Annotated in this window: 18 protein-coding genes; 3 read left to right on the forward strand and 15 right to left on the reverse strand. The window is 53.1% G+C overall.

The genetic code is table 11. From position 1 onward, the window contains the following. Nucleotides 1-565: 565 nt before the first annotated feature. From hemG to pepQ, 4 genes are read right to left on the reverse strand one after another with little or no spacing between them, the layout of a single operon-like run. Nucleotides 566-1,105, reverse strand: coding sequence for a menaquinone-dependent protoporphyrinogen IX dehydrogenase (hemG, locus tag KWG64_RS20535; protein ID WP_195816012.1), 540 nt, complete (start codon nucleotides 1,103-1,105; stop codon nucleotides 566-568). A gap of 20 nt (nucleotides 1,106-1,125) precedes the next feature. Further along, complete coding sequence (trkH, locus tag KWG64_RS20540; protein WP_101079360.1) at nucleotides 1,126-2,577, reverse strand: Trk system potassium transporter TrkH; 1,452 nt, start codon at nucleotides 2,575-2,577, stop codon at nucleotides 1,126-1,128. Nucleotides 2,578-2,614: 37 nt separating this feature from the next. Next, nucleotides 2,615-3,226, reverse strand: coding sequence for an IMPACT family protein (locus tag KWG64_RS20545; RefSeq protein ID WP_218522991.1), 612 nt, complete (start codon nucleotides 3,224-3,226; stop codon nucleotides 2,615-2,617). Beyond that, the gene (gene pepQ / locus KWG64_RS20550; RefSeq protein ID WP_195825764.1) at nucleotides 3,226-4,557 is read right to left on the reverse strand and encodes a Xaa-Pro dipeptidase; all 1,332 of its coding nucleotides are present in this window, start codon (nucleotides 4,555-4,557) and stop codon (nucleotides 3,226-3,228) included. Before pepQ ends, KWG64_RS20545 begins: the two co-directional genes overlap by 1 nt. 189 nt (nucleotides 4,558-4,746) lie before the next feature. Between pepQ and fadB the strand changes: the two genes are divergently transcribed. Together fadB and fadA are read left to right on the forward strand one after the other, a co-directional pair. Continuing rightward, on the forward strand, nucleotides 4,747-6,939 hold the full coding sequence (gene fadB / locus KWG64_RS20555) for a fatty acid oxidation complex subunit alpha FadB (protein ID WP_218522992.1): 2,193 nt from the start codon (nucleotides 4,747-4,749) through the stop codon (nucleotides 6,937-6,939). Between the two features lie 11 nt (nucleotides 6,940-6,950). Beyond that, nucleotides 6,951-8,114 (forward strand): acetyl-CoA C-acyltransferase FadA, encoded by a 1,164-nt coding sequence (gene fadA, locus KWG64_RS20560; protein ID WP_195816015.1) that lies wholly within the window; start codon nucleotides 6,951-6,953, stop codon nucleotides 8,112-8,114. Between the two features lie 124 nt (nucleotides 8,115-8,238). Here the strand turns inward: fadA and fre are convergent, their stop codons facing one another. The 3 genes from fre to pepE form a co-directional block, all read right to left on the reverse strand. Then, nucleotides 8,239-8,940: an NAD(P)H-flavin reductase gene (fre, locus tag KWG64_RS20565; protein WP_195825761.1), complete on the reverse strand. Its 702-nt coding sequence runs from the start codon at nucleotides 8,938-8,940 to the stop codon at nucleotides 8,239-8,241. 48 nt (nucleotides 8,941-8,988) lie between these two features. Beyond that, the gene (gene ubiD / locus KWG64_RS20570) at nucleotides 8,989-10,479 is read right to left on the reverse strand and encodes a 4-hydroxy-3-polyprenylbenzoate decarboxylase (RefSeq protein WP_195825760.1); all 1,491 of its coding nucleotides are present in this window, start codon (nucleotides 10,477-10,479) and stop codon (nucleotides 8,989-8,991) included. A gap of 164 nt (nucleotides 10,480-10,643) precedes the next feature. Beyond that, complete coding sequence (gene pepE, locus KWG64_RS20575) at nucleotides 10,644-11,369, reverse strand: dipeptidase PepE (protein ID WP_218522993.1); 726 nt, start codon at nucleotides 11,367-11,369, stop codon at nucleotides 10,644-10,646. 173 nt (nucleotides 11,370-11,542) lie between these two features. Between pepE and rfaH the strand changes: the two genes are divergently transcribed. Continuing rightward, nucleotides 11,543-12,031 carry a transcription/translation regulatory transformer protein RfaH gene (gene rfaH / locus KWG64_RS20580; protein WP_193333097.1) on the forward strand — a complete coding sequence of 163 codons (489 nt, stop codon included), beginning with the start codon at nucleotides 11,543-11,545 and terminating at the stop codon, nucleotides 12,029-12,031. Between the two features lie 82 nt (nucleotides 12,032-12,113). On the opposite strand, the gene tatD is transcribed toward rfaH, so the two are convergent. The 8 genes from tatD to rmuC form a co-directional block, all read right to left on the reverse strand. Next, nucleotides 12,114-12,902: a 3'-5' ssDNA/RNA exonuclease TatD gene (tatD, locus tag KWG64_RS20585; RefSeq protein WP_218522994.1), complete on the reverse strand. Its 789-nt coding sequence runs from the start codon at nucleotides 12,900-12,902 to the stop codon at nucleotides 12,114-12,116. A gap of 57 nt (nucleotides 12,903-12,959) precedes the next feature. Beyond that, complete coding sequence (gene tatC / locus KWG64_RS20590; RefSeq protein WP_152324827.1) at nucleotides 12,960-13,727, reverse strand: Sec-independent protein translocase subunit TatC; 768 nt, start codon at nucleotides 13,725-13,727, stop codon at nucleotides 12,960-12,962. A gap of 2 nt (nucleotides 13,728-13,729) precedes the next feature. After that, nucleotides 13,730-14,407, reverse strand: coding sequence for a Sec-independent protein translocase protein TatB (tatB, locus tag KWG64_RS20595; RefSeq protein WP_218522995.1), 678 nt, complete (start codon nucleotides 14,405-14,407; stop codon nucleotides 13,730-13,732). A gap of 3 nt (nucleotides 14,408-14,410) precedes the next feature. Further along, nucleotides 14,411-14,695, reverse strand: coding sequence for a Sec-independent protein translocase subunit TatA (gene tatA / locus KWG64_RS20600; RefSeq protein WP_218522996.1), 285 nt, complete (start codon nucleotides 14,693-14,695; stop codon nucleotides 14,411-14,413). A 72-nt stretch (nucleotides 14,696-14,767) separates the two neighbouring features. Beyond that, nucleotides 14,768-16,399, reverse strand: a complete 1,632-nt coding sequence (gene ubiB / locus KWG64_RS20605; protein WP_195816020.1) for a ubiquinone biosynthesis regulatory protein kinase UbiB — start codon at nucleotides 16,397-16,399, stop codon at nucleotides 14,768-14,770. After that, nucleotides 16,396-17,004: an SCP2 domain-containing protein gene (locus KWG64_RS20610; protein ID WP_195816021.1), complete on the reverse strand. Its 609-nt coding sequence runs from the start codon at nucleotides 17,002-17,004 to the stop codon at nucleotides 16,396-16,398. The genes ubiB and KWG64_RS20610 overlap by 4 nt, the downstream gene beginning before the upstream one ends. A gap of 13 nt (nucleotides 17,005-17,017) precedes the next feature. Further along, nucleotides 17,018-17,773 carry a bifunctional demethylmenaquinone methyltransferase/2-methoxy-6-polyprenyl-1,4-benzoquinol methylase UbiE gene (gene ubiE / locus KWG64_RS20615; RefSeq protein WP_218522997.1) on the reverse strand — a complete coding sequence of 252 codons (756 nt, stop codon included), beginning with the start codon at nucleotides 17,771-17,773 and terminating at the stop codon, nucleotides 17,018-17,020. A gap of 147 nt (nucleotides 17,774-17,920) precedes the next feature. Further along, nucleotides 17,921-19,441: a DNA recombination protein RmuC gene (gene rmuC / locus KWG64_RS20620; protein ID WP_218522998.1), complete on the reverse strand. Its 1,521-nt coding sequence runs from the start codon at nucleotides 19,439-19,441 to the stop codon at nucleotides 17,921-17,923. Between the last annotated feature and the right edge of the window lie 89 nt (nucleotides 19,442-19,530).

Below are 19,530 nucleotides of genomic sequence, written 5' to 3' on the forward strand. Positions count from 1 at the left end.
CGTGGGCTCGGAGATGTGTATAAGAGACAGAGTTATCCCCCTCCATCAGGCAGTTTCCCAGACATTACTCACNTGCATGTGTTAGGCCTGCCGCCAGCGTTCAATCTGAGCCATGATCAAACTCTTCAATTAAAAGTTCGATTTGCTTAAACAAGTTAAGCGGTGCTCAAAGTTTACTTTCGTAATAATTCAACTAAATGAATTACTGCTTGGTCACTCTAAGACTTGATATTTTTTGCCACCGAAGTGGCTGATATCGTCTTGTGAGTGCCCACACAGATTGTCTGATAAATTGTTAAAGAGCGTTCGTTGCGAGATTTAACTCAGCAACGTGGGAGGCACATATTACTCCTTCCCACTGAAGAGTCAACCATTTTCTTTTACAAGATGCGGTGTTTTCACCGGGTTGATTCTTCCTGACTGAGCGACTTGGTTCTCGTTAGAGGAGTCGTTGTTCCCGGTCAGTGGAGGCGCATTATAGGGAGTTCTCAGAAGGCCGCAACTCTTAATTTCAAAAAACTTTCCGAATGCTTTCTTTTTGGTCTAAACGTTTACTAAGCCCGCATTAGTGCGATTTTTTATACGATATCTGCCCAAAATCTTTAGCGAATTTAGCCACCTGCTGCCAGTCGGTGTATTCCACTTCTTTACTGGTGTCCGTTTCGCCGCCTGTCATTCGCATAATCAGTTTGATCATCACCTTATCGAACCAGCGATAACGTGGATAACGTAATGCTCCGGCGAAGACACCGCAGATCGCCGGCTCCCACGGTGACGTCAGCAGAAACTTACGCACATAGGCATTCGTCTGCGGCGTTCTCTTCTCCGGCTTACGGGCTGTCAGGTTCACGCCGAAAAATGCAGAAGGCATTTGGTTCAGCGTTTCCGAATGCGTTTTAACGAACTTATCCAGCACAGCATTAAAATGACCGTAGCGAATGGACGCGCCGATCATGACCTGGTCGTAATGCTTTAAATCAACGTGGCCCGCGTGAGCCAGATCGACAACATCACAGTTGCACTTCTCTTTCAGCTCATTTGCTATAAAGGAAGCGATGGCATGAGTCTGGCCGTCACGGCTTGAGTAGAGGATCAACGCTTTCATTCTTATTCCCTTTCAAAAACTCATTCGCGCCAGAATGTCGGCGTGAACAGCACTAATAATGTGAAGACCTCAAGGCGGCCAAAGAGCATCGTGACAATCAGGATCCATTTCGCCACGGAATTCATGGATGCGAAGTTATCCGCCACGACGCCCAGCCCCGGCCCCAGGTTATTGAGTGTGGCCGTGACCGCGGCAAAAGCGGAAAAGTTATCCACTCCCGTCGCCACGATCGCCAGCATGCTGACAATAAACACCAGCGCGTAAGCCGAGAAGAAACCCCATACGGCTTCAATGATACGTTCCGGCAATGCGCGGTTACCCAGTTTGATGGTGTAAACCGCATTCGGGTGAACCAGTCTTTTCAGTTCCCGCGTGCCTTGTAAATAAAGCAGCAGGATACGGATAACCTTCAGGCCGCCGCCGGTCGAACCCGCACAGCCTCCAATAAACGCAGAACACAATAATAGAAGAGGCAGGAACAGCGGCCACTTCGAAATACTGTCAGTGGTATAACCTGCCGTCGTTGCCATCGACACCACCTGGAAGAACGCCTGATTCAGCGTTTCCAGCCCTGAGCCGTAGGTATTATGTATCCACAGGATAAACGTACAGATCACTACCAGCGTAAATTGCACGCCGATGAACATCCGGAATTCCGGGTCACGCCAGTAGACTTTCAGGTTGCGTCCGCTTAGCACCGCAAAGTGCAGGCCATAGTTACAACCGGAGATCAGCAGGAAAACGGCGACAATCGTATTAATAGTGCCACTGTGGAAATAGCCGATACTGGCGTCGTGCGTCGAAAAACCACCGATAGCGATGGTTGAAAAGCTATGTCCGATGGCATCGAAAACCGACATCCCTGCGCCCCACAGTGAAAGCGCACAGGCGATAGTCAGCAGCACATAAATAAGCCACAGCGTTTTTGCCGTTTCGGCAATACGCGGACGCATCTTGTTGTCTTTCAGCGGGCCGGGCATTTCGGCCCGATACAGCTGCATTCCGCCGACGCCCAATATCGGCAGAATTGCCACGGCGAGCACAATGATCCCCATACCACCAAACCATTGCAGCATCTGCCGGTAGAACAAAATGGCCTTAGGTAATGAATCCAGCCCGACCAGCGTGGTCGCGCCCGTGGTGGTCAGCCCCGAGAAAGATTCAAAGAAAGCGTCGGTGAGCGACAAATTCGGACGCTCTGAAAACAGAAAAGGCAATGCCCCAACGCTGCCCAGCACCGTCCAGAAGAGCACGACAATCAGGAAACCTTCGCGCGGCTTCAGCTCGCTTTTTTGCTTACGGTTCGGCAGCCAGAGGAATAACCCAATGGCCAGAGCGACAAAGAAGGTCTGGCTGAACGCACGGCCCGCGCCATCGCGGTAAATTAAAGCGACCAGGCCGGGAATAATCATCGTTCCGGAGAAGAGGATGACGAGCACCCCGACGATGCGTGTTATGGCACGAAAATGCATGCTGGTGCGTTCCTCAGCGAATTAACCATAGAAAAATTTAAGAAACCGGACACAAGATGAGCGTGCCACGGCTGATATCGAAAAGCTGACTGATTGCGGCCTGCGCCTGTGCGGCAGGCAAAGCCAGAACGAGATCGACCGAAGCCCCGTACTCACTGCGTAAAATATGCCCGCCAACCTGCGAGAGCAGCGTTTCCACCAGCTGTAACTGGCTGTAATCACACTGCACCGCGTACTCCGCCAGCGGGACCTTTTGCTGCACAACGAGCAGCTTTAATGCCTGCTGGACACCGCCGCCGTAGGCTTTCACCAGCCCGCCTGTGCCCAACATAATGCCGCCGTAATAACGCACAACGACGGCGGTTATTTCTCCGACCCCGCTTCCCATCAGCTGACTGAGGATAGGTTTTCCCGCTGTGCCTGCAGGTTCACCATCATCGGAAAAGCCCAGTTGCTGAGAATCATTCGGCGCGCCAGCTACAAATGCCCAGCAGTGATGACGCGCTGCCGGATGTTGATTTCTGACGTCCTGAACAAAAGCTTTCGCCGCCTCAACGCCTTCCGTTCTTGCCAGCAAGGTGATGAAACGGCTCTTCTTTATTTCTTCGCTGTAACTGACCGGTTCAGCGGGGACGGAATACGGCTGCATCAGGCCAGCTTCAGATCACGGGTCATGTTCTCGATACGATTGTCATGAATGACAATATTGTCTTCGATACGGATCCCGCCAAATGGCTTCATTGCATTAATACGATCCCAGGCAAAGTGCTTGCTGAACTGCCCTTCGCGCCACGGCGTCAGCAGCGAATCAATGAAATACAAGCCCGGTTCGATGGTCAGAACCATTCGTGGCTCAATCACACGCGTACAACGCAGATAAGGGTATTGCGAAGGCGCGGCCAGATGCGTGCCCTGATCATCTTGCATAAAACCGGCAACATCATGAACCTGCAACCCCAGCGGATGCCCCAGACCATGCGGCAGGAAAGGCCCGGTCAGGTTCTGTTCAACCATCGCGTCTTCGCTGATATCGACCACCAGCTTGTGCGCTTTCAGCAGTTTGGCGATGCGATGGTGCATCTGAACATGATAGTCGGTATAGCGCACACCGGATTTAATCGAATCAATTAACGCCAGTTGTTCGGTGTTCAGATCTTTAACCAGTGCCCCGAAATCGCTGTCAGGTTTTCCGGCATAGGTACGCGTCAGGTCAGCGGCATAACCGTTATATTCTGCGCCCGCATCAAGCAGGAAACTGCGCATTTCGGCCGGGGGCTGGTTATCAAGCGTGGTGTAATGCAGCACGGAAGCGTGTTCATTGAGCGCCACGATGTTGTCGTAAGGCACATCAGTGTCGCGGTGACCGGTCGCGGTGAGATACGCGAGATTGATATCAAACTCACTCATCCCCGACAGAAACGCTTCTTTCGCAGCACGGTGGCCGCTTACGGCGACTTTCTGCGCTTCACGCATACAGGCCAGCTCGTAGTCTGTTTTGTAGGCGCGATGATAATGCAGATAATCCAGCACCGCTTTCGGGTTCACGTTCGACGCCGGAACGCCCATGCTGATGGCGCGATCCTGGCTGGAGCCGATATAGCCCACGCGCTTCAGATCCACCGGCAACTGGCCCTTGATATCGTCCGCATTTGCCAGCGGCGTCAGCGAAATTTCTTTGGTCCAGAAACTCTCAGGCAATGGCTCATGGCTGTGCCAGTAATCCACCGGCGAATAGAACCACAGCTTCGGCGCATTAACGCCATCCACCCACAGCCAGCAGTTCGGCACTTTAGTGACCGGCACCCAGGCTTTGAATTGCGGGTTAACTTTGAAGGGATAACTGTGATCATCAAGGAAGGTCGTTATCAGTTCACCGGAGTGAATGAGTAACGCATCAAGCTGAGAACGTTGCAGAATTTCACGGGCACGCGCCTGCAGCGTGGCGATATGTTCTTTATAAAGCGTAGTAAGCGATTCCATCCAACTGTCCTTTTTTCACCGGAAAGACGATGCAGCATCTTACCACAGCCTCACCGCGACCATAGTCCCGGAAGGTTTGTGATCTTGCCTGCAAATAAAACACATCTCATTTGCAAATTATTAACATAAAAACCACACTCGAAAGCATCTGGTCATACCAGATCATCCCAGATGATTCAGGAGAGACACATGCTCTACCAAGGCGAAACATTACATCTGCACTGGCTCGATGGCGGTATTGCTGAGCTGGTGTTTGACGCTCCGGGCTCGGTGAACAAGCTCGATACCCAAACGGTCGCCAGCCTCGGCGAAGCCATTGCGGTACTGGAAAAACAGTCTGACCTGAAAGGTTTGCTGCTCAGTTCAGCGAAATCCGCTTTTATTGTAGGTGCGGATATCACCGAGTTTTTATCTCTGTTTAACGCACCGGCGGAAAAACTGCACGAGTGGCTGAATTTCGCCAACAGCATTTTCAACCGCCTGGAAGATTTACCGGTTCCGACGCTTTCTGCCATCAGCGGGTATGCGCTGGGCGGAGGCTGCGAATGCGTACTGGCCACCGATTTCCGTATCAGCACGGCTGACGCGCGCATCGGTTTGCCGGAAACCAGCTTAGGCATTATGCCGGGCTTTGGTGGCTCGGTGCGCCTTCCGCGCCTGATTGGTACAGACAGCGCGCTGGAAATTATCGCCGCAGGCAAAAATATCAGCGGCAAAGATGCCCTGAAAATCGGGCTGGTTGATGCGGTCGTTGATGCAGAGAAACTGCGCTATGCCGGTATCAGCATGCTGCAACAGGCCATTGACGGGAAACTGGAGTGGCAGAGCCGCCGTGAACCTAAACGTTTGCCTCTGAAACTTAGCCAGATTGAAGCGGCGATGAGCTTCAGCGTGGCAAAAAGCATGGTCATGCAGAATGCCGGGAAACATTACCCGGCACCGATGACCGCGGTGAAAACGATTGAAGCTGCGGCACGCCTTGGCCGTGACGAAGCGCTTAAGCTGGAAACCGCCAGCTTTGTTCCTCTCGCGCAATCAAAAGAAGCGCGCTCGCTGGTCAGCATTTTCCTTAACGATCAGTTCGTGAAAGGCAAAGCCAAAAAACTGGCGCAAGACAGTGAAAAACCGGCGCAGGCTGCCGTTATCGGCGCGGGGATTATGGGTGGCGGTATCGCTTATCAGTCTGCGCTGAAAAGTGTGCCGGTCGTGATGAAAGACATCAGCGAACAGTCCCTGACGCTTGGCATGAATGAAGCGGCTAAACTGCTGAATAAACAGCTGGAACGCGGCAAGCTGGACGGTATGAAGATGGCAAAAGTGCTGTCGACAATCCATCCGACGCTGGATTACAGCGGCATCGAACGCGCCAAAGTGGTGGTCGAAGCGGTCGTGGAAAATCCAAAAGTGAAAGCCGCCGTACTGGCTGAAGCGGAATCCCTGCTGAGCGCCGACACCGTGCTGGCGTCCAACACCTCAACCATTCCGATCGACCAGCTGGCTTCTACGCTGAAACGCCCGGAAAACTTCTGCGGCATGCACTTCTTCAACCCGGTTCACCGGATGCCGCTGGTGGAAATCGTTCGTGGCGAGAAAACCTCGGACAAAACAATTTCGCGCATCGTCTCTTACGCCCTGGCGATGGGCAAAACGCCGATCGTGGTCAACGACTGCCCGGGGTTCTTTGTTAACCGCGTACTGTTTCCGTATTTATCCGGTTTCAGCCTGCTGCTGCGCGACGGCGCGGATTTCCGCCAGATCGACAAAGTGATGGAAAAACAGTTTGGCTGGCCGATGGGCCCGGCCTATTTGCTGGATGTTGTGGGCATCGATACCGCTCACCACGCGCAGGCCGTTATGGCCGCCGGTTTCCCACAGCGCATGGCGCGCAATTACCGTGACGCCGTGGACGTGTTATTCGACAACCGCCGCTTTGGTCAGAAAAACCAGCTGGGCTTCTACCATTACAGCCAGGACAGCAAAGGCAAGCCACGTAAAGACGTCGACGATCAGGCGGTCAGCCTGTTAGCTGAAAACCTGAAACCTGCGCATTCCGATTTCTCACCGCAGGACATCATTGCCCGCATGATGATCCCGATGATTAACGAAGTGGTTCGCTGCCTGGAAGAAGGCATTATCGCCAGCCCGGCAGAAGCTGATATGGCACTGGTTTACGGCCTCGGATTCCCTCCGTTCCACGGTGGCCCGTTCCGTTATCTGGATACGCTCGGCACCGCCGCGTATCTGAAACTGACCGAACAATATGCACATCTCGGCCCGATGTATCAGGCGCCGGAAGGGTTACGCGCCAAAGCACAGGCAAATGAAAGTTATTATCCGGTTGCGGCTCCGCTGGAAACCCTCAGCACCGGCAATCAGGCATAAGGACCGAAATCATGGAAAACGTAGTCATTGTTGACGCAGTCCGTACACCAATGGGCCGTTCGAAAGGCGGCGCATTCCGCCAGGTCAGGGCTGAAGATTTATCGGCACATCTGATGCGTGCCCTTCTGGTACGCAATCCGTCCGTTGATGCCAAATCGATTGATGATATTTACTGGGGCTGCGTGCAGCAGACGCTGGAACAAGGCTTCAATATTGCCCGCAACGCCGCCCTGCTGGCTGAAATTCCGCACAGCGTGCCGGCCACCACGGTGAACCGCCTGTGTGGTTCCTCCATGCAGGCTTTGCACGACGCGGCGCGCGCCATTATGGTCGGCGATGCGCAGGTCAGCCTGATCGGTGGCGTGGAACATATGGGCCACGTCCCGATGAGCCACGGCGTGGATTTCCATCCGGGCCTGAGCAAAACCGTGGCGAAAGCCGCAGGCATGATGGGGCTGACCGCCGAAATGCTGGCGAAAATGCACCAGATCAGCCGCGAGATGCAGGATGAGTTTGCTGCGCGTTCCCATCAGCGGGCACACGCTGCAACACTTGCCGGGCATTTTGCCAATGAAATCGTTGCGACCGAAGGCCACAACGCAGAAGGCGTGCTGACCCGTTATGATTTTGACGAAGTTATCCGCCCGGAAACCACCGTCGCCACACTCGCGGCATTGCGTCCGGCCTTTGATCCGGTCAACGGCACCGTAACAGCGGGGACGTCTTCGGCGTTATCCGACGGCGCATCAGCTATGTTGCTGATGAGTGAATCCCACGCGAAATCCTTAGGTTTGAAAGCCCGCGCACGGATCCGTGCGATGGCTGTGACCGGTTGTGACCCTTCTATTATGGGTTACGGCCCGGTTCCGGCGACGCGTCTGGCGTTGAAACGCGCCGGTCTTAGCGTGCAGGACATCGGCCTGTTCGAACTCAACGAAGCCTTTGCCGCGCAGGCGCTGCCGTGCGTAAAAGACCTGGGGTTGCTCGAAACGATGGAAGAACGCGTCAACCTGAACGGCGGCGCAATCGCGCTCGGACATCCGCTCGGTTGCTCCGGTTCGCGTATTTCCACGACTTTGCTGAACCTGATGGAACGTCGCGATGTGCAGTTTGGCGTCGCCACCATGTGTATCGGTTTAGGTCAGGGTATCGCCACCGTCTTCGAACGCATCTGACGTCAGTCTGTAAAAAAGAAAAAGCGGGCTAAATGCCCGCTTTTTAAAATCTTGTTCTTCTCGTTTTAGTTGCCGTTTTCCCGCCTGTCAGGGGCGGGCTTTTTCTCAACGATCCATTTTCAGATCAGATGAAAGAGAAGGCATCACCAAACAAACGGTCTTCCAGCGCACCGCGTTCCGCAACAAAACGCTCACGGGCGATTTTTGCCATTTCAAAACGACCGGCGATATAAATATCGTGCTCCGCCAGTGAAGAGAAATCTTGCAGAACGGCGCTCAGCACCGTCCCGCTTCTGCCCTGCCAGCCCTCTTCCGGCTGTTCGACAACCGGGATCACTTTCAGATTCGGGTGGTTGATGCTCATTGCTTCAAGCTCGCCCAGATCATACAAGTGCTTCAGCTCGCGGCCACCCCAGTAAATGGAGATATCCCGGTGAGGTTGTTGTTCGAGCGCCGTAATCAGAATGGAACGGACATACGAGAACCCGGTTCCGCCTGCAATCAGCACCAGCGGACGCTCGCCATCTTCACGCAACCAGGCATCGCCGTGCGGAATATCCACGGTAATCGCCTGTTCTTTCAGAATGCGATCCATCACCGCCATCGCGTACAGATTCAGCTCAGACGCGCCGATGTGCAGCTCAATGACGTTGTTTTCAGCAGGCGTAGAGGCCAGCGAGAACGGACGCTTATCGCGCTCGTCCATCACCACCATCAGATACTGGCCCGCGCGGAAAGAAAAAGGCGCTTCCGGAACCAGCCGGACACGGTAAACCGTATCCGTTATCGCCTCAACCGAGGTCACTTTACAGCTCAATATTGTCATGCGTTCCCTCTGTGGGTCATCAAAGCAAAGCGTAGGACAAAGATTCGATTATTTTTTCGCATCGTCTTTATCATTTAGAATAGCGAGTTCATCCCAGATGGCGTCGATACGCGCGGTCACGTCCGGATCTTTCACAATCGGGCGTCCCCATTCACGCTGCGTTTCTCCCGGCCATTTGTTGGTCGCATCCATCCCCATTTTTGAGCCAAGGCCCGAAACCGGAGAGGCAAAATCCAGATAATCTATCGGCGTGTTTTCCACCAGCACGGTATCGCGCGCGGGATCCATCCGGGTGGTGATTGCCCAAATCACGTCATTCCAGTCGCGGGCATTCACATCGTCATCACACACAATCACAAACTTGGTGTACATGAACTGACGCAGGAAAGACCAGACTCCCATCATGACGCGTTTGGCATGACCAGCGTACTGCTTCTTCATGGTAACGACCGCCAGACGGTAGGAGCAACCCTCCGGTGGCAGATAAAAATCAACAATTTCCGGGAATTGTTTCTTCAAAATTGGCACAAACACTTCATTGAGCGCCACACCCAGCACCGCAGGTTCATCCGGCGGACGGCCTGTGTAGGTGGAGTGATAAATGGCGTCTTTACGCTGCGTCATGTGCGTAATCGTGAAAACAGGGAAACTGTCTACTTCATTATAGTAGCCGGTATGGTCGCCATAAGGGCCTTCGGGCGCCATTTCACCCGGTTCGATATACCCTTCCAGCACGATTTCGGCGCTGGCCGGGACTTCCAGATCGTTGGAAATACACTTCACAACTTCGGTTTTATTGCCGCGCAGCAAACCTGCGAAAGCATATTCAGACAGCGTGTCCGGCACCGGCGTCACCGCGCCAAGAATGGTGGCCGGATCTGCGCCGAGCGCGACACTCACCGGGAAACGTTTACCCGGATTCTGCTGGCACCACTCCTGGTAATCGAGCGCGCCACCGCGATGGGATAACCAGCGCATAATCACTTTGTTTTTGCCCAGAACCTGCTGGCGATAAATGCCGAGATTCTGACGCGGCTTGTTCGGGCCACGGGTTACAGTCAGGCCCCAGGTGATCAGCGGCGCGGCGTCTTCCGGCCAGCACTGCATCACCGGGATCTTCGTGATATCAACCGCGTCACCTTCCCAAATCTGCTGCTGACAAGGTGCGGAATGCAGCACTTTGGTCGGCATATTCAGCACCTGTTTAAACTTCGGTGCCTTATCGTATAAATCGCGAAAACCCCGCGGAGGCTCAGGTTCTTTCAGAAACGCCAGCAATTCACCCACTTCACGCAGCGCGCTGACGTCTTCTTTCCCCATGCCCATCGCGACACGCTGCGGCGTGCCGAACAAATTGCACAGCACGGGCATGTCATAACCTTTCGGATTTTCAAACAGCAACGCCGGACCACCCGCCCGCAAAGTGCGATCGGCAATTTCGGTCATTTCCAGATAAGGGTCAACAGACTGGCTGATGCGTTTCAGTTGGCCTCTCTTTTCAAGTAACGAGAGGAAGTCACGTAAATCACGGTATTTCATGCTGATTCTGAGTCGCCGGGTTGAAGGAGGGCATTATAAAGCCTCTCCGGTGTTGTTGCTGCCTTTTTGTTATCAGCAGGTAAACACTGATAACGAAAAAGCAGTATAACCGCCAGATTTAAACGCTGCAGGTCTGGCGATGCGAATGTGGCTGAGCAACAGCGTTACTGACAGTTAAAAGGCACCAGTGGCTGTATGGCCTGAGTATCCTGATATTCCTGCGTTTCCTGCCCGTGGCGGAATACTTTGAAACCCTGCCCTTTCGCGCTGAAATAGCTCAGATTATTGCCGGAAACCTGCAACAGGCTGCCTTCACGCAATGCCAGCACGGACTCCGACGGATTAACCGCACAGAATTCGGCAATACGCTCATCGCGCGTTTCCCCCATATGACCGCTTAAATGCGCGTCGATATAGTGCGGGTTAATCTGTACCGGGAAGAGACCCAGAGAAGGCAGAACCACGGAGTTGCGAACCGGCATATCATTGGTGGTGCGAATGCTTGGCGTGGCTACGTTACAACCCGCGCTCCAGCCGATGTAAGGCACATTGCGTTCACGCACAGCACGCTGGATCGGCACAATCAGGCCATTCTCATGCAGAAGCTGGTTGAGCATCCAGGTATTGCCGCCGCTAATCAAAATACATTCTGCGCTGGCAATCGCCTGGGCAGGGCTGGCGGCGTGATGGATGCTGTCTACTTTAATACCCAGCGCGTCCGAAAGCTCTTTCGCACGGGCGTCATAATCACTGCGGATCAAAGCGTAAGGAATCAAAACAGCAGAACGGATGTTTTTCGCCTGCAACATTGCCTGAATACGCTCTTTTGCATAACCCAGTAACTCGGATTCACCTGAGAGTTTACCGTTACTCAGCAAGAACAACTCCATGAGACTTCTCCTGATAAATTTAGGACGAATAGAGGGGATAAGACCGCGCTTTTCTTCGATAATAAAAGATAACGGGCCGACAATCAGCAAGCGTCTGCACTGACTTGCACTGTCTGTATCTCATGAGCGGCTTTTGGTATGCTGCCCCGCTCAACGTTTTAATGTGGGAAACTATGGAATCCTGGTACTTACTCTATTGCAAACGTGGTCAGCTGCTTCGCGCGAAAGAACATCTGGAGCGCCAGGAAGTTAACTGCCTGACACCGATGATCACACTGGAAAAAATGGTGCGCGGACGCCGTACGGCCGTCAGTGAACCTATGTTCCCGAATTATATGTTCATCGAGTTCGACCCTGAGCGGATCCATACCACGACGATCAACGCGACGCGTGGCGTCAGTCACTTCATCCGCTTCGGTGCAAAACTGGCGACGGTTCAGCCGGACGTTATCAAACAGCTGATGGAACCGCCTTCGGTTGAATACCGCGACCCCGAGACGCCTTATGAAGGCGACCATGTCGTGATTACCGACGGAATTTTCACCGGTATCGAAGCGATATATACCGAACCCGATGGCGAAGCGCGTTCACTGCTGATGCTGAACCTGATAAACCAGCCGGTCCGTCAGAGCATCGAAAATACGCATTTCCAGAAAATCTGATTTGCGTTCACTGGCGTCCCGATGAAAAAGCACCGTTTGCCGGTGCTTTTTTAATTCAGGAATTTATTGAAACGCCTTCATTTCAAAGTACGGGCAACGCAAAAAGCTTACGCGCATTCTCATCCGTGATATCCGCCAGCCATTGCGGATCTTCCCCCCGCCACAACGCCACCTGATTCACAATATGCGGCAGGAAAGCCGGTTCATTACGGCGATTCTTCGGCTTATTTTCCATATCACGCGGCAAGAGATAAGGCGCATCAGTTTCCAGCATCAACCGGTCAGCGGGGATCAGCGGCAGCATTTCGCGCAGTTCCAGCCCGCGACGTTCATCGCACACCCAGCCGGTAATACCAATCGATAACCCGAGAGACAGATACAGTTCCAGCTCTTCACGCGTACCGGTAAAACAGTGGACGACGCCGCCCGGCAGATCCGGCAGCCAGGGTTTGATCAACGCGGCAAACCGCTCTCCGGCATCACGGCAGTGCAAAAATACCGGCAACTGCAACTCTTTCGCCAGCGACAGCTGCGCGGTAAACGCCGCTTCCTGACTGTCTGCCGGAGAAAAGTTACGGTTAAAATCCAGCCCGCATTCGCCGATCGCAACAACCTGAGGCAATGCGGCCAGATCGCGAATACTGCGCTCAACGTCTTCGTTCCAGTCACTCGCCTGATGCGGATGCACGCCCGCCGTCGACCAGCAGAAATCCGGATGTTCCATCGCCATCTTCTGCGCTTCAGCGCTTTCCTGCTCGGACGTGCCGGTGATCAACATACCGCTCAGACCGGCTGCTCTGGCTCTTTCGACGACCTGCGGACGATCTTTATCAAACTGATTACTGGTGAGGTTAATACCGATTTCAAACATGAAGAGTCCCAAAACAGAAACCGCCCAACAGGGCGGTTTTTTTCATCAAAGAATGTATTACGCAGGCTGATCCGGATCAGCTTCGCTATCGACATCAGCACGACGACGGCCACCCACATAGAAACGGGCAAAGAACACGCCGATTTCAAACAGCAGGTACATCGGAATGGCCAGCAGCGTCTGAGAGAAAACGTCCGGCGGCGTTAACAACATACCGACGACGAAAGCGCCGACTAACACATAAGGGCGCTTTTTCTTCAAATCTTCCGGTGTGGTTACGCCACTCCAGCACAGTAAAACAATCGCAATCGGCACTTCGAAGGACACACCAAACGCCATAAACAGCGCCATCACGAAATCGAGATAGTTGTTGATGTCGGTGGCTATCTGAACGCCAGCGGGCGCGGTTTTCGCAAAGAACGCAAATGCCAGCGGGAAGACGACAAAGTACGCAAAAGCCACGCCGAGATAGAATAACGCGGAGCTTGAGAACAACAGCGGCATCATCAGACGACGTTCATGTTTGTACAGCGCAGGCGCTACAAACGCCCAAACCTGATACAAAATGAACGGCGCAGAAAGAAATACCGAGACAATCATCGTCAGCTTGATTGGCGTGAAGAACGGCGATGCGACGTCAGTCGCAATCATGCTCGCGCCCATCGGCATCTGTTTGATCAGCGGAGAAGCGACCAGCTGGTAGATATCATTGGCAAAATAAACCAGTGCCAGGAACACCACGATAATGCAGATAATGGCATTCAGCAGACGCTTACGCAGCTCAATAAGATGGCTGATAAGTGGTTGAGTATCTTCAACAGCCATGTTTAACGCTCACCTGTTGTTTGAGTTGATGAAACCGGTTTTACCGGTACTGCGGGTTCAGCAACAGGGGCTTCAGCGGCGACAGGTTTCATCACCGGCGCAGAGGCAACCGAAGGCTCGGCAACCGTTGATTCTGTTACCGAAGGCTCCGCAGAAGCGGCCAGCGTTTCAGCATGTTCTGCTGCTGCATGCGCCGTCTTATTGGAGGCCAGCGCAGCATCAACAGCACTTTGTGGTGCGGCAACAGGCGCGGAGACTACTTTCTCAGCCGTGGCCGGAGAAATACCTGCATCATGATGCGCTTCGGCTTCATCCAGAACCGGGTTGTGGATGGTGTTGCCTTCAGCTTTGGCGTTTTCGACAGCTTTCTCCGCAGGGTTCAGCCCTGAGTTGATCGACTGCTTCATAGACTCTGCCGCTTCTTTCAGCTCATCCATAGACGCTTTGATTTCTGGCGTTAAATTCTTCAGGCCGGCTTCTTCAGCTTTTTTCAGGCTGTCCTGCAATTCCTGAAGTTTCAGTTCCTGCGAAAGCTCGCTTTGAACAGAGGCCGCCATGGCACGCAGTGTGCGGATCCAGCCTGCTACTGTTCTTACTGCTACAGGTAAACGCTCCGGCCCAAGGACTACCAGGCCAATCACCAATACCAGCAGCAGTTCACTAAATCCAATATCGAACACGGCTTATACCTGCTCTTTGTTTTGGCTCTTGGTTTCATCTGCCTTGGCTGCTGGCTTGCTTTCAACAGACTTAGCGATGAAATCAGCATCAGAAGCAGAAGCAGAAGCAGAAGCAGAAGTGTCAGCATCTTTGTTAGTTTTCTGGCCTTCATCATCGCTCATAGCTTTTTTAAAGCCTTTGATGGAAGCACCCAGATCAGAACCCAGACCGCGCAGTTTCTTAGTACCGAACAGCAGTACCACGAGTACAACGAGAATCAGGATTTTTGTAATACTAATACCACCCATTATTTTCACCTCAATAGGAAGGAACGACATTCATTGCCGTACGCAAACGGCATTCAAGTTAACGCAAAGTATTCAGCTGGCGCGCTTCCATCCAATCAACCAGGAAATTGCACCCGCAGCCATCAGGCATGCCGGATAAACCTTAACATCGCCCAACAGTAAAAGAGTTCCGCTCAACAGCAGCGTCGCACCAATCCCCAGAAGATAACGAGACTGGCCCTGACGGGAACTCTGGTTATGGATCTGGGAGGAAAGCTTCTCAATGTTGTATTGCAACAACTTATGCTGATGCAGGCTCTGGTAAACCAGATCCGGCAACTCAGGCATTTTCTCCAGCCAGAACGGCGCACGCTCTTTCAGCGCACGGATCATTGCCGGCAACCCGACCTGATCGCGCACCCAACTTTCGAGGAAAGGTTTCGCCGTGGTCCACAAATCGAGTTGAGGATAAAGCTGACGTCCGAGACCTTCTACGTACAGCAACGTTTTTTGCAGCAGCACGAGCTGAGGCTGAACTTCCATATTAAAACGGCGGGCCGTATTAAACAGATTCAACAGCACGTTACCGAAAGAAATTTCGGCCAGCGGTTTCTCAAAAATCGGTTCGCAAACCGTACGGATAGCGAATTCGAACTCTTCGACGTTGGTATCGCGGGGAACCCAGCCGGAATCGACATGTAATTCAGCCACTTTACGATAATCGCGGTTAAAGAAAGCGATAAAATTCTCCGCGAGATACCGTTTGTCTTCCTTGTTGAGCGAACCAACTATGCCGCAATCAATGCCTATGTAGCAAGGATCTTCAGGGGTTTCGTAGCTGACGAAAATATTCCCAGGGTGCATATCGGCATGGAAGAAACTGTCGCGGAAAACCTGGGTGAAGAAAACCTGCACGCCGCGTTCGGCCAGCAGTTTCATATTGGTGCCCTGTTTCTTCAGCGCTTCAATATCAGAAACCGGGATACCGTAAATACGCTCCATCACCATCAGACGTTCGCTACAGTAATCCGGATAAACCTCCGGCACATACAGCATCGGGCTGCCTTCGAAATTACGTCGCAGCTGAATAGCATTCGCCGCTTCGCGCAGTAAATTCAGTTCATCGAGCAGCGTTTTTTCATATTCGCGTACCACCTCACGGGGGCGCAAACGGCGGCCATCGGGCAACAGAATCGGTAACCAGCCTGCCAGACGCGACATCAGACGGATATCCGCCACGATAGTCGGCAAGATATCCGGGCGGATCACTTTGAGAACCACCGGCTTACCGTTTTCTTTCAAAATGGCGGTATGAACCTGAGCAATCGAGGCCGAAGCCAGCGGCGTCTGGTCGAACTCATCAAACCAGGTTTCCACCGGACCACCGAGCGCCACTTCAATTTGCTGGCGCGCTTTCGCACCATCGAAAGGCGGAACGTGGTCCTGAAGCAAGGCAAGCTGATCGGCAATCTGAGGAGGGAAAAGGTCGCGGCGTGTTGACATCATCTGGCCAAACTTGATCCATACCGGCCCCAGTTCTTCCAGCGCCATACGCATGCGCTCGCCCAACGGCTTTTCTTTATGACGATTAGGCAACCAGAAAAAAAGATAACGACCAATGCGCAGCGGCAGCGTTAAGCGGATTTTAGGGATGAGTTCGTCAAGGCCATAGATCAGAAACATGCGGATAATCAGATATAAACGTCGCATTTCCCTAGGCGTCACGGTTTACCCTCCAGTTTTTCGATACGTTTGTCCAGCGCATCCAGCTCGCGCTCCAGCGCAGAAACTTCATCGCTAAACCAGACAACTTCCAGCGGGCCCGGCGCCATCTTCCACTCTTCGGTCAGCGTCTGAGCCACATAGCTTTGCTGATGTTTCAGACCTTTTTGCAGAAAACGCAAACTTCCCTGAACGGCCTGAGTCAGCCCCTGAGCCGCGATATCACCGACGTAAGGTGCCAGGAATTCTGCGGGATCCCATTCGGCCATATCGAGCAGAGCGGTCCATTGCTGGACAACAGAAATATCACCCTCGACCACCAGCTCACCGCTGCGCATAAGCGGCGATAATTGCTGACGATCGCGCAGCTTATGGAGCACAGAAAGCCGTGTGATAACGGTGCAATCCGCCGCACCGTCCCACTGTCCAAGAACATCGATTTTTTGCTCGCTGAACACAAACGTCAGCGGAGCGCTCAGTTCCTGCAATTCGACACGTAAAACTTTACCTGCCAGACGCGTCCGCGCCGCCTTCATGCTGCGATCGCGGAAAAGCAGGTAATTAAGCGGCGTCTCAATGGCAGCAGTCAGTAACGGAGTCAACAACATCGGCATGCTCATATCAGAATTTGAAACCCCGATGCAGCGCAACAATGCCACCGGTCAGGTTGTGATACGTCACATTTTCAAAACCTGCGTCCGCCATCATGCCTTTCAGAGTTTCCTGATCAGGATGCATACGGATGGATTCGGCCAGGTAGCGATAGCTTTCAGCGTCTTGCGCAACCAGTTCACCAATGCGCGGCAAAATATGGAAAGAATAAGTGTCGTAAGCTTTGCTCAGCGGTTTCAGAATAGGTTTGGAGAATTCCAGAACCAGCAAACGACCACCCGGCTTGAGCACGCGGAACATCGAACGCAGCGCTTTTTCTTTTTCAGTCACGTTACGCAGACCGAAAGAAATGGTGATGCAGTCGAAATAATTATCAGGGAAAGGCAGAGCTTCAGCGTTGGCCTGAACATAATTAACGTTACCCACGATGCCGAGATTACGCAGCTTTTCGCGGCCCATCTTCAGCATGGAGTCGTTAATATCCGCCAGCACAACTTCGCCTTTTTCGCCCACCAGACGGGAGAATTTTGCGGTCAGATCGCCGGTGCCGCCCGCCAGATCCAGCACACGCTGGCCCTGACGCACACCGCTGCAATCAATGGTGAAACGTTTCCAGATGCGATGAATACCGAAAGACATCAGGTCATTCATCAGATCATATTTTGCCGCAACGGAATGGAAGACTTCCGCCACCATTTCCTGCTTCTCATCTTTGGCTACTGTACGAAAACCGAAATGGGTGGTTTCCTGCGTCTGCTTTTCCATTATTTATGCCTGCTTTTTCAGTCAAACTCTTGGGGAGAAGTGTACCAGAACCCGTTAGAAAGCCCCATCACCGATGGTGATTCAACATATTGCAAAGATTCATTTATTGAATCAGTCCGACTCAGTGGAAACCTTTGCCAGCTTTAATTATTCACGCGGGTTCAGCGCCTGTTCTTCTTCCGCATCAGAGGTATCGGGCAGAGATGCGGTATCTTCCGGTTCATTTTCCGCTTTCGCTATCTCAGCCAGAGACGGGCTGATAGGCCGTTTAACTTCGACCCCCAGAGCACGGAAACTTTCAACCTGCCCTATAAGATTACCACGGCCTTGCGTGAGTTTATTCATCGCTGAGCGATAACTTCCCTGCGCTTTGTCGAGGCTTTGTCCCATCGACTCCATGTCATCCACGAACAACCGCAGCTTGTCATACAAACGGGCAGCGCGGTCGGCAATGCGTTTAGCGTTCTGGCTCTGATGCTCATAGCGCCATAAATTACTGATTGTACGCAAAGCCACCAGCAGCGTGGTCGGGCTGACAAGCATAATATTGTGACGCAGTGCTTCGCTGATCAATTCTGGCTCCCGGTCGATAGCCAGTAAAAAAGCAGGCTCAACGGGGATAAACATCAGGACGTAATCAAGGCTGCGCAAACCGGGAAGCTGCTGATAATCTTTACGGCCCAGCAGGCGGATATGGCCGCGGACAGACGCGATATGCTCATTCAGCGCCGCTTCACGCTCGCTGTCATCTTCACTGTTGAAGTAACGCTCGTAGGCCACCAGCGTCATCTTCGCGTCAATCACCACGTCTTTATTCTGCGGCAGACGCACCACCACATCGGGCTGCATTCGGCTGTTCGTATCAACCTGAACGCTGACCTGCGTCTGATATTCGTAACCCTCGCGCAGGCCGGACGCCTCCAGCACGCGGCTGAGCACCACTTCACCCCAGTTCCCCTGCGTTTTATTATCACCTTTCAGCGCTTTGGTGAGGTTCACCGCTTCGCGCGCCATCTCAACGTTCAGCTGTTGCAGGTTACGGATTTCGTGCGCCAGCGTGTGACGTTCACGGGCTTCCTGACCAAAACTGTCCTGCACCTGACGGCGGAAACCATCGAGCTGCTCGCGCAACGGCAGCAGAAGTTTATCGAGGCTTTGCTTGTTCTGTTCGTCGGCCCGGCGACCATTTTGTTCAAAAATACGGTTAGCCAGATTTTCAAACTGGCTGCTCAGGCGCTGTTCACTGTTGATCAGCAGGCGCTGTTTGTCTTCTGCCGCCATACGCGTTTCGTCCAGCCGCGTAGAAACCTCGCGCAGCTCGGCTTCCTGAGCGCTGTTAATTTCACGCTGGGCTCGTAATTCCTGGTTCAGTTGCTCACATTCATTTTGCCAGTGGGCCAGCAATTGCAACTTTTCCTGGCTGGCTGCCGCCGCGCTGTGCAATTTGCGCAGCTCAAGTTCCGTTTCACGCATTTGCTGCTGAACGGCTTGTCGCTCATTTTTGTGCGCATCGTTTTCCGCCTTCACTTGCTCCAGCGAATGCTCCAGCAACCGGCGCTGTGTTTCGTACTCTGCCTGTTGCTGCTGTTGCCGAAAACTGGCGACCAGCCAGCCGACTAACAGGCCGATTATCCCTGCGCCCAGGGCGTACAAAATGCTGATATCCACGCGTATTCCTTCTTAAAATCACTTGCGGTCACGGTAATAGCAGGCTGTATGGATGTCCAGTCTATTTTCAGGGGCATGACGCCTTTGCG

The organism is Rahnella sp. PD12R (assembly GCF_019200965.1).
Classification (GTDB): Bacteria; Pseudomonadota; Gammaproteobacteria; order Enterobacterales; family Enterobacteriaceae; genus Rahnella; species Rahnella laticis.

What these genes read in the sequence shown, in the direction of transcription:
- hemG (WP_195816012.1), bottom strand. Translation starts at nt 1,105, where the DNA reads ATGAAAGCGTTGATCCTCTACTCAAGCCGTGACGGCCAGACTCATGCC.
- trkH (WP_101079360.1), bottom strand. Translation starts at nt 2,577, where the DNA reads ATGCATTTTCGTGCCATAACACGCATCGTCGGGGTGCTCGTCATCCTC.
- KWG64_RS20545 (WP_218522991.1), bottom strand. Translation starts at nt 3,226, where the DNA reads ATGCAGCCGTATTCCGTCCCCGCTGAACCGGTCAGTTACAGCGAAGAA.
- pepQ (WP_195825764.1), bottom strand. Translation starts at nt 4,557, where the DNA reads ATGGAATCGCTTACTACGCTTTATAAAGAACATATCGCCACGCTGCAG.
- fadB (WP_218522992.1), top strand. Translation starts at nt 4,747, where the DNA reads ATGCTCTACCAAGGCGAAACATTACATCTGCACTGGCTCGATGGCGGT.
- fadA (WP_195816015.1), top strand. Translation starts at nt 6,951, where the DNA reads ATGGAAAACGTAGTCATTGTTGACGCAGTCCGTACACCAATGGGCCGT.
- fre (WP_195825761.1), bottom strand. Translation starts at nt 8,940, where the DNA reads ATGACAATATTGAGCTGTAAAGTGACCTCGGTTGAGGCGATAACGGAT.
- ubiD (WP_195825760.1), bottom strand. Translation starts at nt 10,479, where the DNA reads ATGAAATACCGTGATTTACGTGACTTCCTCTCGTTACTTGAAAAGAGA.
- pepE (WP_218522993.1), bottom strand. Translation starts at nt 11,369, where the DNA reads ATGGAGTTGTTCTTGCTGAGTAACGGTAAACTCTCAGGTGAATCCGAG.
- rfaH (WP_193333097.1), top strand. Translation starts at nt 11,543, where the DNA reads ATGGAATCCTGGTACTTACTCTATTGCAAACGTGGTCAGCTGCTTCGC.
- tatD (WP_218522994.1), bottom strand. Translation starts at nt 12,902, where the DNA reads ATGTTTGAAATCGGTATTAACCTCACCAGTAATCAGTTTGATAAAGAT.
- tatC (WP_152324827.1), bottom strand. Translation starts at nt 13,727, where the DNA reads ATGGCTGTTGAAGATACTCAACCACTTATCAGCCATCTTATTGAGCTG.
- tatA (WP_218522996.1), bottom strand. Translation starts at nt 14,695, where the DNA reads ATGGGTGGTATTAGTATTACAAAAATCCTGATTCTCGTTGTACTCGTG.
- KWG64_RS20610 (WP_195816021.1), bottom strand. Translation starts at nt 17,004, where the DNA reads ATGTTGTTGACTCCGTTACTGACTGCTGCCATTGAGACGCCGCTTAAT.
- ubiE (WP_218522997.1), bottom strand. Translation starts at nt 17,773, where the DNA reads ATGGAAAAGCAGACGCAGGAAACCACCCATTTCGGTTTTCGTACAGTA.